15 protein-coding genes are annotated in these 14,795 nt (G+C 59.7%); 3 read left to right on the top strand and 12 right to left on the bottom strand.

Annotated elements, in window-relative coordinates; translation table 11 throughout:
* Window positions 1-75: 75 nt before the first annotated feature.
* Together adk and ppc are read right to left on the bottom strand one after the other, a co-directional pair.
* A complete protein-coding gene (gene adk / locus PF1751_RS06035) occupies window positions 76-723 on the bottom strand; it encodes an adenylate kinase (protein WP_010212617.1) in 648 nt (215 codons plus the stop codon).
* Between the two features lie 297 nt (window positions 724-1,020).
* A complete protein-coding gene (ppc, locus tag PF1751_RS06030) occupies window positions 1,021-3,648 on the bottom strand; it encodes a phosphoenolpyruvate carboxylase (protein ID WP_042571737.1) in 2,628 nt (875 codons plus the stop codon).
* A 185-nt stretch (window positions 3,649-3,833) separates the two neighbouring features.
* On the opposite strand from ppc, the gene PF1751_RS06025 reads away from it, so the two are divergent.
* The 3 genes from PF1751_RS06025 (at window position 3,834) to lptF (ending at window position 5,715) form a co-directional block, all read left to right on the top strand.
* The gene (locus tag PF1751_RS06025; RefSeq protein WP_010212620.1) at window positions 3,834-4,178 is read left to right on the top strand and encodes a hypothetical protein; all 345 of its coding nucleotides are present in this window, start codon (window positions 3,834-3,836) and stop codon (window positions 4,176-4,178) included.
* 270 nt (window positions 4,179-4,448) lie between these two features.
* A complete protein-coding gene (locus PF1751_RS06020) occupies window positions 4,449-4,874 on the top strand; it encodes a DUF4398 domain-containing protein (protein WP_010212621.1) in 426 nt (141 codons plus the stop codon).
* A gap of 55 nt (window positions 4,875-4,929) precedes the next feature.
* Window positions 4,930-5,715, top strand: a complete 786-nt coding sequence (gene lptF / locus PF1751_RS06015) for a lipotoxin F family OmpA-related lipoprotein LptF (RefSeq protein ID WP_010212622.1) — start codon at window positions 4,930-4,932, stop codon at window positions 5,713-5,715.
* 29 nt (window positions 5,716-5,744) lie between these two features.
* On the opposite strand, the gene PF1751_RS06010 is transcribed toward lptF, so the two are convergent.
* From PF1751_RS06010 to PF1751_RS05960, 10 genes are all read right to left on the bottom strand, one after another.
* Entirely contained in the window at window positions 5,745-5,939 is a 195-nt protein-coding gene (locus PF1751_RS06010) for a hypothetical protein (protein WP_021492447.1), read from the bottom strand.
* A 185-nt stretch (window positions 5,940-6,124) separates the two neighbouring features.
* Window positions 6,125-6,469: a hypothetical protein gene (locus PF1751_RS06005; RefSeq protein WP_010212624.1), complete on the bottom strand. Its 345-nt coding sequence runs from the start codon at window positions 6,467-6,469 to the stop codon at window positions 6,125-6,127.
* 168 nt (window positions 6,470-6,637) lie between these two features.
* The gene (locus PF1751_RS06000) at window positions 6,638-6,964 is read right to left on the bottom strand and encodes a PA3694 family proteiin (RefSeq protein ID WP_010212625.1); all 327 of its coding nucleotides are present in this window, start codon (window positions 6,962-6,964) and stop codon (window positions 6,638-6,640) included.
* Window positions 6,961-7,866 carry an alpha/beta hydrolase gene (locus tag PF1751_RS05995; RefSeq protein WP_010212627.1) on the bottom strand — a complete coding sequence of 302 codons (906 nt, stop codon included), beginning with the start codon at window positions 7,864-7,866 and terminating at the stop codon, window positions 6,961-6,963. The genes PF1751_RS06000 and PF1751_RS05995 overlap by 4 nt, the downstream gene beginning before the upstream one ends.
* 156 nt (window positions 7,867-8,022) lie before the next feature.
* Entirely contained in the window at window positions 8,023-9,300 is a 1,278-nt protein-coding gene (locus tag PF1751_RS05990; protein WP_010212629.1) for a flavohemoglobin expression-modulating QEGLA motif protein, read from the bottom strand.
* 21 nt (window positions 9,301-9,321) lie between these two features.
* Entirely contained in the window at window positions 9,322-9,870 is a 549-nt protein-coding gene (locus tag PF1751_RS05985) for a hypothetical protein (RefSeq protein ID WP_021492448.1), read from the bottom strand.
* Between the two features lie 145 nt (window positions 9,871-10,015).
* Entirely contained in the window at window positions 10,016-10,732 is a 717-nt protein-coding gene (locus tag PF1751_RS05980; protein ID WP_016979842.1) for a TetR/AcrR family transcriptional regulator, read from the bottom strand.
* Between the two features lie 106 nt (window positions 10,733-10,838).
* The gene (gene lysS / locus PF1751_RS05975) at window positions 10,839-12,338 is read right to left on the bottom strand and encodes a lysine--tRNA ligase (RefSeq protein WP_044286716.1); all 1,500 of its coding nucleotides are present in this window, start codon (window positions 12,336-12,338) and stop codon (window positions 10,839-10,841) included.
* An 83-nt stretch (window positions 12,339-12,421) separates the two neighbouring features.
* Window positions 12,422-13,517, bottom strand: a protein-coding gene (gene prfB / locus PF1751_RS05970) for a peptide chain release factor 2 (RefSeq protein ID WP_100215725.1) whose coding sequence is annotated in 2 segments (ribosomal slippage) — window positions 12,422-13,444 and window positions 13,446-13,517 — 1,095 coding nt in all. Because the reading frame shifts where the segments join, the coding sequence is not laid out codon by codon here.
* Between the two features lie 239 nt (window positions 13,518-13,756).
* Window positions 13,757-14,758, bottom strand: coding sequence for a response regulator (locus PF1751_RS05960; RefSeq protein WP_010212639.1), 1,002 nt, complete (start codon window positions 14,756-14,758; stop codon window positions 13,757-13,759).
* Between the last annotated feature and the right edge of the window lie 37 nt (window positions 14,759-14,795).

The following is a 14,795-nucleotide window of genomic DNA, read 5'->3' as shown; positions in this document are numbered from 1 at the left end:
AGTCGAAAAAAAGTGCGCCAGTATAAACAACAACGGCCCGCAAGCGGGCCGTTATCCGTGTAGCCGGCAGAGGGATCAGCTGAGTGCTTGCAGCACTTTGGCGGTGATCGCTTCAACCGAGCCGACGCCAGGAATGTGGCTGTACTTCGGCTTGCCCTGGGCGGCGGACAGCTTCTGGTAGAAATCCACCAGCGGCTTGGTCTGGGAATGGTAGACCGACAGGCGATGACGCACGGTTTCTTCGGTGTCGTCCTTGCGCTGCACCAGGTCTTCGCCGGTCACATCGTCCTTGCCTTCCACTTTTGGCGGGTTGTAGACGGTGTGATACACGCGGCCAGAGGCTTCGTGAACGCGACGACCGGCAATACGCTGGACGATCTCTTCATCTTCCACCGCGATTTCAACCACGGCATCCAGCTCAACGCCGGCCTTCACCAGGGCTTCAGCCTGGGGAATGGTGCGGGGGAAGCCGTCGAACAGGAAACCGTTCTTGCAGTCTTCCTGGCTGATGCGTTCCTTGACCAGGTTGATGATCAAGTCATCGGAAACCAGGCCACCGCTGTCCATCACGCTCTTGGCGATCAGGCCCAGCTCGGTACCAGCCTTGACGGCCGCACGCAGCATGTCGCCGGTGGAGATTTGTGGAATGCCGAATTTTTCAGTGATGAACTTTGCCTGAGTACCTTTACCGGCCCCGGGAGCTCCCAGCAGAATGACGCGCATCGATGTGCTCCTCAATTTTTTATATAGAGATGACGCTCGGATTCGCCGCGTGGGGGCAAATCTCGTAGAAGTGTGGCTCGTAAAAATAGAATTCGGGCCGCCCAAACGGCCAAAGGCTGATCAAGATACACAGCAGGCCTTAACCACACAAGCCGCCAAAAGTCGCAGGAACCCGCGCAGCGCTTACGTCATAGGTAGGGTGTGCCTGGGTGCAACCCGGCCCCATAAACGCCGGCCGCCCGTTTCAGGGCGGCCGCCGTGGTTTATCTGCAAGCTATTGAGAACACGCAAAAAACCCTAGCCAGTGTTACGCAAACCAGCGGCGATACCGGCCACGGAGACCAGCAGCGCCTGTTCCAGAGGGCTGTCCTGTGCCGCTTCCTGCTGGCGTGAGCGCGCCAGCAACTCGGCCTGCAGCAAGTGCAAGGGGTCAAGGTAGGTGTTGCGCAATCGGATGAACTCCAGGGTGTCCGGGCTATGGGCCAACAGTTGCGACTGGCCGGTCAGGCCAAGCACCACGCTGCACGCCTGCGACAATAGGTCGCGCAGATGTGCACCCAATGGCAGCAGGTCCGGCTGCACCAGGCGCTCGTCATACAGGCGGGCGATATCGGCATCGGCTTTGGCCAGCACCATTTCCAACATGTCGATGCGGGTACGGAAGAACGGCCACTGCTCGCGCATCTGCCCCAGCAGCTCGCCTTCTCCGCGTTCCAGCGCCTTGCTCAGCGCCGCCTCCCACCCGAGCCAGGCCGGCAGCATCAGGCGAGTCTGGGTCCAGCCGAAGATCCAGGGAATCGCACGCAAGCTTTCAATTCCACCCGCACGGCGTTTGGCCGGGCGACTGCCCAGAGGCAAGCGACCCAGCTCCTGTTCCGGCGTGGATTGGCGGAAATACTCGACGAACTGCGGATTTTCCCGCACCACGGCGCGGTAAGCGCTGACACCGTCTGCCGCCAATTCATCCATCAAATGGCGCCAGGCCGGCTCTGGCGGCGGTGGTGGCAGCAGGGTCGCTTCCAATACCGCAGCCAGATAGAGATTGAGGTTCTGCTCGGCGATATCCGGCAGGCCGAACTTGAAGCGGATCATCTCGCCCTGTTCGGTGGTGCGGAACCGCCCCGCCACCGAACCCGGTGGCTGCGACAGGATCGCAGCGTGGGCCGGGCCGCCGCCACGGCCAACGGTGCCGCCCCGACCGTGGAACAACAGCAGCTCCACCTGCTGCTCGCGGCAGATATCCACCAGCCGTTCCTGCGCGCGGTACTGTGCCCAGGCTGCCGCGGTAGTGCCGGCGTCCTTGGCCGAGTCCGAGTAGCCGATCATCACTTCCTGCGGCCCCTGCAAACGCGCGCGATAGCCCGGCAACAGCAACAGTTGCTCGATCACCGGGCCGGCGTTATCCAGGTCGGCCAGGGTTTCGAACAGTGGCACCACACGCATCGGCCGTTGCACGCCCGACTCTTTAAGCAACAGTTGCACTGCAAGCACGTCCGAGGCAGCGCCGGCCATGGAGATGACATAAGAGCCCAACGATGCAGCCGGTGCGGCGGCGATTTCCTTACAGGTGTTGAGCACCTCGGCAGTGTCCGCCGACGGCTTGAAATAGCCCGGCAGCAGGGGTCTACGGTTAGCCAGTTCCTTCATCAGGAAACTGATACGGGCCTCTTCGTCCCAGTCCTCGTACCGACCCAGGCCGAGGTAATCGGTGATTTCCGTCATGGCGGCCGAATGGCGACTGGAATCCTGACGCACATCCAGACGCACCAGGAACAGCCCGAACGTCACCGCCCGACGCAGGCAGTCGAGCAACGGGCCATCGGCAATCACCCCCATGCCGCACGCGTGTAGCGAGTGATAGCACAGCTCCAGCGGCTCCAGCAGGTCACGGTTGTTCTGCAATACGTCGGCCGGCGCCGGGGTACTGCTGCTCAACGCGGTGTGCGCCCATTGGCGCGTCGCCCGCAGGCGCTCGCGCAGTTGCTTGAGCAAGGCGCGATAAGGTTCGACGCTATCACCGACCTTGGCCTGCAACGCCGGGCTGGCTTGCTGCATCGACAGCTCGGAGGCCAAGTGGTCGATATCGCGCAGGTAGAGGTCGGCAGCCATCCAACGCGCCAACAGTAAGACTTCACGGGTGACCGGCGCCGTGACATTCGGGTTGCCGTCACGGTCGCCGCCCATCCACGAGGCAAAGCGGATCGGCGCGGCTTCCAGGGGCAAGCGCAAACCGGTGGCGGCATGCAGCGCCTGATCGGCCTTGCGCAGATAATTGGGTATCGCGTGCCACAGCGAATGCTCGATCACCGCAAAGCCCCACTTGGCTTCGTCCACCGGCGTAGGCCGGGTGCGGCGGATTTCTTCGGTGTGCCAGGCCTCGGCGATCAAGCGTTGCAGGCGCTGGCGGATCTGCTCGCGCTCTGCGGTGGTGAGGTCGCGGTGATCTTGCGCCGCCAGTTGGGCGGCGATGGCATCGTATTTCTGGATCAGGGTGCGACGCGCCACTTCGGTAGGGTGGGCGGTGAGCACCAGTTCGATCTCCAGGCGCCCCAACTGGCGGGCCAGGGATTCGTTGCTGTGGCCTTCGCTTTGCAGGCGCGCCAGCAACTCGGGCAATACGCGGGACTCGAACGGTGCCGGCTGGGACTCATCACGCCGGTGGATCAGTTGGTACTGCTCGGCGATGTTGGCCAGGTTGAGAAACTGGTTGAACGCCCGTGCTACCGGCAACAGTTCATTTTCCTGCAACTGGTTGAGGCGGGTGCTCAGCTCATCCCCGGCCCCCCGACGGTCCGCCTTGGCGCCTTTGCGGATCTGCTCGATCTTGTCGAGGAAATCATCGCCGTACTGCTCTCGAATGGTGTTGCCCAACAGCTCACCCAGCAGGTGAACATCCTCACGCAAGCGTGCATCGATATCACTCATCAGCCAATCTCCAGCCAGAAATCCGGGACGCGCAGGTTTGCCAGAGTGCCGCCAGCATCAATTTATGACAAGACTTTAAACCTTGTGAGTTGCGGCTAGTCTCAAGGTTAAGTCGTCGCGTTTATCCACGCAGGCGACTGGACACTCATCACCGCCTGCTAAACGCGGGCTTCATTGAGGTTGCCATGAAAATTCGAGAACTGGCCCAGCACTGGGAAGAGAACGCCAAGGGTCGCCTGACCAAGACCGAATACGCCATCCATCTGGATATGGAGTCCGCCGCGCGGCTGGCGGCCATTACCGAGATGTACCCCAAACGCCACCCTGAAGAATTGCTCGGTGAGTTGATCGGTGCCGCCCTTGAAGAGCTGGAAGCCAGCTTCCCTTACATCAAGGGCCAGCAGGTGATTGCCACCGATGAAGAAGGCGATCCGCTGTACGAGGACGTCGGCCCTACCCCACGTTTTCTGACGCTGTCGCGCCGCTATCTGCATGATTTGTCGGCGAGCACTGACGAACAGAAACACTGACACCCTTACCAAACCCCTGTATTCCGGGCTCCTGACGGGCCCGGCGTACCACTGCGCAACGCAGAAGTTCCAATTTTTTATGCTGACCAATCAGTCAGATATTTTTTTAGGCAAATCGCCATCTTCTCTGAACTTTTGAAAAAAGCCTCCGGTCACAGCCAGTAAGCCATCACTTGGAACGGTCGTTTTAAAGGGCAATTTGTGCACCAGTGCCAGCCCCGCCGCCGCAGACCAGTGACATGGATTTTAATGTTTTTCAGGAGTTATCCAATGGAGTTGAAGACGATGAAGACCAGCACTGCCAAATCCTCGTTTAACCACCTGCGCGGGCTTAAATTGGCCGCGCTGGCAATCGGCACCAGCTTCGTCCTGGCGGGCTGCGCCGGCAACCCTCCGACCGAGCAGTACGCGGTCACCCAGTCCGCCGTGAACAGCGCCGTCAGCGCTGGCGGCACTGAGTACGCGGCTGTGGAAATGAAGTCGGCCCAGGACAAGCTCAAAGAAGCCGAAATTGCCATGCACGACAAGAACTACGACAAAGCTCGCCAGTTGGCTGAACAAGCCGAGTGGGACGCTCGCGTCGCAGAACGCAAGGCTCAAGCCGCCAAGGCTGAACAGGCTGTGAAGGATTCCCAGAAGGCTGTTGATGAGTTGCGTAAGGAAGGCATGCGTCCGGCTGCTATCCAGCAGAAGTAAGACGCTTCCTGTGACCAAATCGCACCTGATATCGAATTGAAAGGACGACACGACTATGCGTAAACAATTGATGATCCCTGCCCTGCTGGCGATGAGCGTTGCACTGGCGGCCTGCTCCACCCCGCCAAACGCGAACCTGGAAAATGCACGGACCAACTTCTCGTCCCTGCAGACCAACCCGCAAGCCACTAAGCTCGCGGCCCTGGAAACCAAGGACGCCAGCGAATGGCTGGACAAGGCTGACAAGGCCTACCGCGACAAGGAAGACGAGAAGAAAGTCGACCAACTGGCTTACCTGACCAACCAGCGCGTTGAAGTGGCCAAAGACACCATCGTGCTGCGTGAATCCGAAGCCAAGCTGAAAAACGCTGGCGACGAGCGTGCCCGCGCCTTGCTGGATGCCCGCGATGCGCAGATCAAGCAACTGCAGGACAGCCTGAACGCCAAGCAGACCGATCGCGGTACGCTGGTGACCTTCGGTGACGTGCTGTTCGCCACCAACAAGTCTGACCTGAAATCCAGCGGCCTGGTGAACATCACCAAACTGGCTCAGTTCCTGCGCGACAACCCGGATCGCAAAGTGATCGTCGAAGGCTACACCGACAGCACCGGTTCCGATTCGTACAACCAGAGCCTGTCCGAGCGTCGTGCGGCTTCGGTACAACGCGCACTGGCTCAACAAGGCGTGGATATCTCGCGCATCGTGACCCAGGGCTACGGCAAGGAATACCCGGTTGCCGACAACGGCAGCGTGTCGGGCCGTGCCATGAACCGTCGCGTTGAAGTGACTATCTCCAACGACAACCAGCCGGTCAAGCCACGGTCTTCCGTTGCTAACTGATTGATTGGCATTGGTTAAAAAAACCCACCTCACGGTGGGTTTTTTTTTGGCTCATCAAACTGAATAGTGCGATTCGTGTCCTCGGCTGGCATTTCAATCTTCGCGCCCGCCTGCTCATCCACCCGTTGATCGCGCTTGTACTTGCGAGCGGCTTCCTGTTCCAGCGCTACATGCTGCCTTGCCATGGCCAACATGTTTTCCAACACAGGAATGTGTATTTTCATCCTCGACCCAATCTAGGTAGGTTTCAGCATTTTATGTGGCATTTAAGTCGAAGCGGTTCCAGACATTTCCATTTCAGTTGCATGACATGCGGCAGCCTGCATTACGCCCCCCACGTCGCTACAGGCTGAATAGCTGATCAGCACGAAAAAACCGCCCCGAAAGGGCGGTTTTTGAGAGGTGCCGTTCAACCACCGACCTTACCGGTGCCCTGGGTCTCCGGCATTTGGATCTGGCCCTGTCCCTGGCCGCTACCTTGACCATCTTGGGCGCCTTGATCACCTTGCGCGCCCTGTGCGCCTTGATCATTTTTTTGCTTAAGCAGCTTTTCCAGTAGTTTCATCAGTTCGTCGAGCTCACCTCCGCCCTGGCTACCCTGACCACCTTTAGCACCTTGTGACTGCATATCTTTGATTTTACTTTGGACGTCCTGGATCTGCTGATCGAGGCCTTGGCCTGATGAGGCACCCCCGCCGACATTCCCACCATTGCCCATGTTTCCTACACCCGATACTCCGTTTATACCCGCCATATAGGCTCACTCCAGACTAATGAAAAAATGGACCGATCAGCAAAGCCAATCAGTCCATGATCTGTGGTGAGCGCACCCGGCCGGTTCCGGTCGGCCGAGCGCCTGGCATGCGTTAAATCATTAGTCGGTACTCAAAACGGAGCTTTCCCACAGTGGGAAAAACAGCGTTCACTCCTGTAATTGCGGGGTTTCCTGCCCCATGCAACGCACGGCCTGCTTCTTGTTGTTCACCAGCACACCGCTGAGGCCTTTCTGCTCGGTGTCGAACATCACCAGCACGCCATCCACGCACTGCGCCACTTGCGCGGCCGGGGTCAAGGAGATCTTGTAGTCCTCGCCTGGCACCGTTTTGAGCATGGTGAAATCGCTGAGCAGCAGGGCGTCTTCCGGCTTGGCGAAGTGCAGGTAACCGTAGAACCACAGGCAACCGACGGTGCCGATGATGGTGCCAATGCCGGTGAGGATCAGCGGGATCATGTTGCGTTCTTCGCTCATTGCGGGCTCTCTGATGAATCAACTTTAGGAATGGGGTAGTTCGGAATTTCGCCCAGGCGGCGCAGGCCGTTGAAGTGTTGCGGGTCATCCAGGTAGCGCAGCATCACGGTTTGCCAGGTCTTGTCGGCAAAAGTCTGCACATGCCCGCCCCGGGTCAACTGCAACACCCGTGGCGGCGGTGCGGCCTGGTACAGGCGGATGCCATTTGCCACCGGCACGATCGGGTCATCCAGGCTATGAAACAGCAGCTTGGGCACGCCAGTGAGCCGGGGCATGGCATGGATTGCACTGTCAGCATCCGGCACCAGCCAGGACAGGGGCACCTGCAATGGCCATGTTAACCAGGAGGTGCTCAGGGCGAATTGTCCTACGTCACGATAACTGGCAGGCACGCCGTCCAGCACCAGGGCTTTGAGCTGGGATTGGCGCTCCGGGTGAGCGGCCAGGTAGTGCACCGCCAGCGCCCCGCCCAGGCTTTGACCGAGGACGATCAGCGGCTGGCCCTGGGTTTCAGGCGCCTTGTCGATCCAGCTGAAGGCCGCATCCACATCCTGGTAGATCGCTGGCAGCGAGGGTTTGCCTTCCGACAAGCCGTAGCCTCGATAGTCCAGTAGCAGCACTTGGTAACCCTGCTCTGGCAGCCACCAACTGCCGCCCAGATGCCAGGCCAGGTTGCCGCCGTTACCATGCAAATGCAGCACCGTGCCCTTGAGCGGCACACCGGGCTTGGCCGGCAACCACCAGGCGTGGAGCTTCACGCCGTCGGCGCTGGTCAAGGTGACATCACGGTACTGCAGGTGTGCTTTTTCCGGCGTGAACGGCAGGCCGGGTTCGGGATAGAACAGCAATGAGCTGCAGCCGTTCAATGTGAGTAGCAGGCACAAAATGCCGAGGATTCTCATCCGTTGAAGCCTCGCTATTATTCGAAATTTTAAATCTTTCAGCGATTCAAAGGTGGGAGCGGGCTTGCTCGCGAAAGCCGTGTGTCAGTCAACTTATGTATATCTGATGTTCCGCTTTCGCGAACAAGCCCGCTCCCACCGGTCGATCCGGTTTCGTCAAAGGATATTCGAGTAATCCGCCTCGATCCGATCCAGGCTCAAATGGTTGAGGAAGTTGGAGAAGCACATCCACGCCGCCAGTGCGTTCATGTCGCGGAACTGCTCTGGCAGGTACTTGGGCGGCACCACCAGGCCTTCGTCCACCAGTTGGCGCAGGGTACGCATGTCTTCCAGGGTGGTCTTGCCGCAGAACAGCAGCGGCACTTGTTCCAGCTTGCCTTTGCGCACGGCGAGCTGGATGTAGTTGTAGACCATGATGAAGCCCTTGAGGTAGGACAGGTCCTTGGTAAACGGCAGACCAGTCGGCACTGAACCTCGGAAAACCCGACTGGCGTTGCCGTAACTTTCGGCCATCTCAAAGCCTTGCTCGCGGAAGAACTCGAACACCTGCAGGAAGTCGGCCCCCTCTTCCACCATGTGGATAGCGCGGGTGCGGTTGGTCAGCTTGCGCAGACGGCTCGGGTAGGAGGCGAAGGTGATGATTTCCATCAGGATCGCCAGGCCTTCCTGGGTCACGGTAGACGACGGCGGGCCTTTGGACAGGAACGTGCAGATCGGCTGGTTCTGGCCATTCAACGTGGTGCCCACGTGCACCAGGCCTTCATGCACTTCCAGGGCGCGTACGTCGCGGTCGTTGAACATCGCATCGGCGCGGATCTTGATGTAGTCCGCACCCGCCGCCGCGTCGGCGACGATACCGTCGGACTCAAACACGCGAATAGTCTCTTCGGCCTCGCCGAACACCTTGTTCAGGCGGGTTTGCAGCAGGGCCACGGCGTCCTTGGCGGTGAGGGTCTTGGCCTCATCCTTCAAGTCCCCACGGCCATCGATGTTGTTCAGATAGTCCGAAAGCATCAGGCCCAGATCGGCCAGGGTCGGGTCACCCGCGTGGAACGCATCGGAAGCAGCGCCATAAAGCTCTTGTGAAATCAGGCCGAAATCCTCGGTGCCGCGTGCTTCGAGCATGCGCACCACCATGCGGTATTCCTTGCACATGCGGCGCATGATCTGCCCCACCGGACTGAACTGGCCGAGACGACGGGTGATGTCGCGCTCGATGTTCTGGAACTCCAGCTTCACCGCGCTGGAATCGAACGACAGCGGCCGGTTGAGGTAGTAGTCGCGGCTGACCGCCGGCATTTCCTTGCCCTTGGCCTTGAGGAACCCCTGGCGAATGTTCTCGTCCCACTTCACGGCGTCGAGGACGCGAATCGGTGTTTGCGCCAGCACAATGCGATCAGACAAGGTGCGTATCGTCTGCTGGTAATCGTCCACCCGGTGCTTCCTCTTTAAACGTTATTTGCCCGCACGCTGGTAGCGCACGGCTTCCACGAATACATCGGCGTTGGCCGGGTCATCCAGGTAGGCAAACACCTGGTCCAGCGGGCCGTCGACCAGCACCCCGGGCCCTTCGACGGTTTCCACCGTGCTGCCCTGTAACGCCTTTTGGCCTATGGCTTGATGGATCTGCTCCAGGTCGAGGTTGTAGACCACCAATTCATGCTTTTCGTTGATTTCGAAGCCCGCAAGGATGAAATGCCCGCCGAGCTTGGCCGGCAGCGGCGCCGACAAGTACCAGCGGTTGCCATGCCGGGACACAGTAAACAAGTACTCATCACGCTGGTTCGGCTTGGCTGTAGGGTAGCTCACGGCTTTATAACGGTGTTCACCGACGCGCGTGATTCGCAGGTTGAGCGGCTCGCCCCAGGCGTTTTTGCTCGACCATTTCCCCAGCAAGCCCGCGGGTGCGGCTTCACGGGCCGGCATCGGGTCCTTGAAGGTCACCAGGCAGCCGCTGAGCAGCAGGAATGACAAGGCAATTACCGCGATTCGCCAGGCTTTCATCGAGTACTCCACGGGGTATGGGTGGAACCGTTTTGTGTGGGAGCGGGCTTGCTCGCGAAAGCGGTGGCTCAGCCAAATGTGTATCGACTGACACTGCGCATTCGCGAGCAAGCCCGCTCCCACATAAAGCACGTTCCGTAAATGACTACACCGAGGCCAAGACCAAATGCATGTAACGCTTGAGGATCTCAAGCATTTCTTCACCGGTCAGAGGCTCTGCGCCGCCCAGCAGGCCCTGATATTCCATCCGACTGATTATCGCCGTCAACACTTTGGCATCCTGTTGTGGCTCGCGGGAGCCCAACACCTGGAAAAACTGCCCGGTGCCTTGCAACAGAATCTGCTGGTGGGAACGCACCAACTCGGCCAGGCGCGGGTTGAGCAAGGCTTCCTGACGGAACGCCTGCTCGGCCATCAGGTGTTCACGACGGTTGGTCAGTTGCCGCAAGACGTAATCGGCGGTCAGCCGCGCAATGTCATCGGCCAGTTGCGAGCGTGACTGCGGGCTGCCATCGCCATAGGCGACCATCTCGCGCAAAAGGCCTTCGTTACGCACCCACAGTTTGCCCATGAACGCTGCACTGCGCTCGACGTATTGGGCGAAGGTGTCGGTGAGCAGATCGTCGATGTCCTTGAAATAGTAGGTGGTGGCCGACAAGGGCACCCCCGCCTCCGCCGCCACCGCGCGATGGCGCACGGCGCGCACGCCATCGCGCACTACGATGCGCATGGCTGCATCGAGAATGTCTTGCCTGCGTTGCTCGCTACCCCGACGGCTGGCCTTGCGGCCTTGGTACTGGACGCTTTCAGCCACGGCAGCGGCAATGCCGGCGGCGCCTTCTTGAGCGGTTACGCGGTTCACGACTCACATCCTTGAATAGATCAAAACCTGGCGCTGTTTGCTTGACGCTTATTGACGCCACATAAAAAAGCCGCCTTATAAAAGGCGGCTTCGGATTTCGCTTCGGTTACGCTTGCGGCCGCATGTGCGGGAACAAGATCACGTCGCGGATCGACGGCGAGTTGGTCAACAGCATCACCAGACGGTCGATGCCGATACCTTCACCGGCCGTTGGCGGCATGCCGTATTCCAGGGCGCGGACGAAGTCAGCGTCGTAGTGCATGGCTTCGTCGTCGCCGGCGTCCTTGTCGGCCACCTGGGCCATGAAGCGCTCGGCCTGGTCTTCCGCGTCGTTAAGCTCGGAGTAGGCGTTGGCAATCTCGCGACCACCGATGAACAGTTCGAAACGATCGGTGACGTTCGGGTTCTCGTCGTTGCGACGGGCCAGCGGCGACACTTCGAACGGGTACTGGGTAATGAAGTGCGGCTGTTCCAGCTTGTGCTCCACCAGCTCCTCGAAAATCATCACCTGCAGTTTGCCCAGGCCCTCGAAGCCCAGCACCTTGGCACCGGCTTTCTTGGCGATCGCACGGGCCTTGTCGATGTCGTTCAGGTCGTCGGCGGTCAGCTCAGGGTTGTACTTGAGGATCGAGTCGAATACCGACAGGCGCACGAACGGCTCGCCAAAATGGAACACCTTGTCGCCATACGGCACGTCGGTGCTGCCCAGGACCAGCTGCGCCAGCTCGCGGAACAGTTCTTCGGTCAGGTCCATGTTGTCTTCGTAGTCGGCGTAGGCCTGGTAGAACTCCAACATGGTGAATTCTGGGTTGTGACGCGTCGAAACGCCTTCGTTACGGAAGTTGCGGTTGATCTCGAACACTTTTTCGAAGCCGCCAACAACGAGGCGCTTGAGGTACAGCTCCGGCGCGATACGCAGGAACATTTCCATGTCCAGTGCGTTGTGGTGAGTTTCGAACGGCTTGGCTGCGGCACCACCGGGGATGGTTTGCAGCATTGGGGTTTCCACTTCCAGGAAGTCGCGCTGCATCAGGAAGGTACGGATGTGCGCGATCACTTGCGAACGCACACGGAACGTGTGGCGCACTTCTTCGTTGACGATCAGGTCAACATAGCGCTGGCGGTAGCGCTGCTCGGTGTCGGTCAGGCCGTGGTGCTTGTCCGGCAGCGGGCGCAGCGACTTGGTCAGCAGGCGCACGTGGGTCATCTCGACGTACAGGTCGCCCTTGCCGGAACGGGCCAGGGTGCCTTCGGCGGCGATGATGTCGCCCATGTCCCAGGTTTTCACCGAGGCCAGGGTTTCTTCAGGCAAGGTCTTGCGGTTGACGTAGACCTGGATGCGACCGGTCATGTCCTGGATCACCATGAACGAGCCACGGTTGAGCATGATGCGACCTGCCACCTTGACCGGGATCGCAGCCTCTGCCAGCTCTTCCTTGGTCTTGTCCGCGTACTGTTTCTGCAAGGCATCGCAGTAGTTTTCGCGACGGAAGTCGTTGGGGAAGGCATTGCCCTTGGCGCGCTCGGCAGCAAGCTTTTCCTTGCGCAGGGCGATCAGGGAGTTTTCTTCCTGTTGCAGGGCCTGGTCGAGTTGTTGGTCGCTCATGTCTTTAAATTTTCCATCACAGGTTCGTTGCCCCCAGGCCTGCGGCCTGGGGATCGCGGGCAAGCCCGCTCCCACATAGGGTGTTACAGGCCGGATTTCAGGCTGGCTTCCAGGTATTCGTCGATATCACCGTCGAGCACCTTGTCACAGTCACTGCGTTCGATGTTAGTGCGCAGATCCTTGATCCGCGACGCATCGAGCACATAAGAGCGGATCTGGTGACCCCAGCCGATATCCGACTTGGTGTCTTCGAGCGCTTGGGACGCGGCATTGCGTTTCTGCATTTCCTGCTCGTACAACTTGGCCCGCAGCATTTTCATGGCGGTGTCCTTGTTGGCATGCTGGGAACGTTCGTTCTGGCAGCTGACCACGGTGTTGGTCGGTACGTGGGTAATACGTACGGCCGAGTCGGTGGTGTTTACGTGCTGACCACCGGCACCGGAGGAACGGTAGGTGTCGATGCGCAGGTCGGCCGGGTTGATTTCGATCTCGACCTTGTCGTCGATCTCTGGGGAGACGAACACCGCAGAGAACGAAGTGTGACGACGGTTGCCGGAGTCGAACGGACTCTTGCGCACCAGGCGGTGCACGCCAATCTCGGTGCGCAACCAGCCAAAGGCGTATTCACCCTTGATGTGCACGGTCGCGCCCTTGATACCGGCGACTTCACCGGCGGACAGTTCCATGATGGTCGCTTCGAAACCGCGTTTGTCCGCCCAGCGCAGGTACATGCGCAACAGGATGTTGGCCCAGTCCTGGGCCTCGGTGCCGCCGGAACCGGCCTGGATGTCGAGGTAGGCGTTGTTCGGGTCCATCTCGTGGCTGAACATGCGGCGGAATTCGAGTTTGGCGAGGTTTTCCTCGAGACGGGCCAGCTCGGCGACGACATCGCCCACTGCGCCTTCGTCGTTTTCTTCGACGGCCATGTCCAGCAGGTCACGGCAATCGGCCAGGCCGGTGTTCAGTTCGTCGAGGGTGTCGACGATCTGCGCCAGCGCAGCGCGCTCGCGACCCAGTTCCTGGGCGTATTCAGGTTTGTTCCAGACAGCAGGATCTTCAAGCTCGCGATTGACTTCGGTCAGACGCTCATGCTTTTGATCGTAGTCAAAGATACCCCCGAATAGTTTCGGAGCGCTCGGACAGGTCCTTGATGGTGTTAAGGATCGGGTTGATTTCCATGGCGGGCAGCACTCGTTGGCGAACTTTTGAAAGCCGGCGAGTATAACGGCAAATGGGGGGGAACGGCAGTCCGCTTGGCGAAAAGGCGTGGGGTTTGTACACGATCCGTAGAACGATACGGATCAAATGTGGGAGCCGGCTTGCTTGCGAATGCGGCGGGTCAGTCACGGATATATCAACCGACCCAGCGCATTCGCGAGCAAGCCCGCTCCCACATTTAGATGTCCAGCGCCTTCAGGTCACTCGATCCCCACCTGATTGCGCCCATTATGCTTGGCCGTATACAACCCCTTATCCGCCGCCATGATCAATTGACGACAGTCCGTGCCCTGCACCGGCGTCAGGGTCGAGAGCCCAATGCTGATGGTCAGACTTGAGCCCTCGGTCGGTGCGTTATGCGGGATTTTCAGCGCGGCAACCGCCATGCGCAGCTTTTCAGCCACCAACCGAGCACCGCCCGGCGAGGTATTCGGCAGCACCAGAGCAAACTCTTCACCGCCGTAGCGAGCCGGCAGATCCGAGGGGCGGCTGCTGGCTTCGCGGATGGCGGCGGCAACCTTGCGCAAGGCCTCGTCACCTTCGACATGCCCAAAGCTGTCGTTGTAGGTCTTGAAGAAGTCCACGTCGATCATCAGCAGCGACAATTGAGTCTGGTCACGCATGGCACGGCGCCATTCCAGTTCCAGGTACTCATCGAAATGACGCCGGTTGGACAGCCCGGTAAGACCATCGGAGTTCATCAACCGCTGCAGCACCAGGTTAGTGTCCAGCAACTGTTGCTGGCTGACCCGCAGCGCGCGATAGGCTGCATCCCGTTGCAACAAGGTCATGTACGAGCGCGAGTGATAGCGGATCCGCGCCACCAGTTCGATATTGTCCGGCAGCTTGACCAGGTAGTCGTTGGCACCCGCCGAGAACGCCGCGCTCTTGATCAGCGGGTCCTCCTTGGTGGAAAGCACGATGATAGGGATGTTCTGCGTGGCCGGGTGATTGCGGTATTCACGCACCAGGGTCAGGCCGTCGAGGCCGGGCATCACCAGATCCTGCAGGATAACGGTCGGTTTGATGCGGATCGCCTGGGCAATCGCCTGGTGCGGGTCGGCGCAGAAGTGAAAGTCGATGTTTTCTTCATGAGCCAGGCCACGCCGCACGGCTTCGCCGATCATGGCCTGGTCGTCGACCAGCAACACCATGGCAGCATTTTCGTCGGTCTTGATGTCGTCGATCTGTAAATCATTCATGTGCAGTCACCTGAATTACTGCCGGCAAGCCGGTGCT

The organism is Pseudomonas simiae (genome assembly GCF_000934565.1).
Classification (GTDB): Bacteria; Pseudomonadota; Gammaproteobacteria; order Pseudomonadales; family Pseudomonadaceae; genus Aquipseudomonas; species Aquipseudomonas simiae.
The sequence above is the reverse complement of the archived record's forward strand: the minus strand, read 5'-3'. Positions and strand labels throughout refer to the sequence as shown.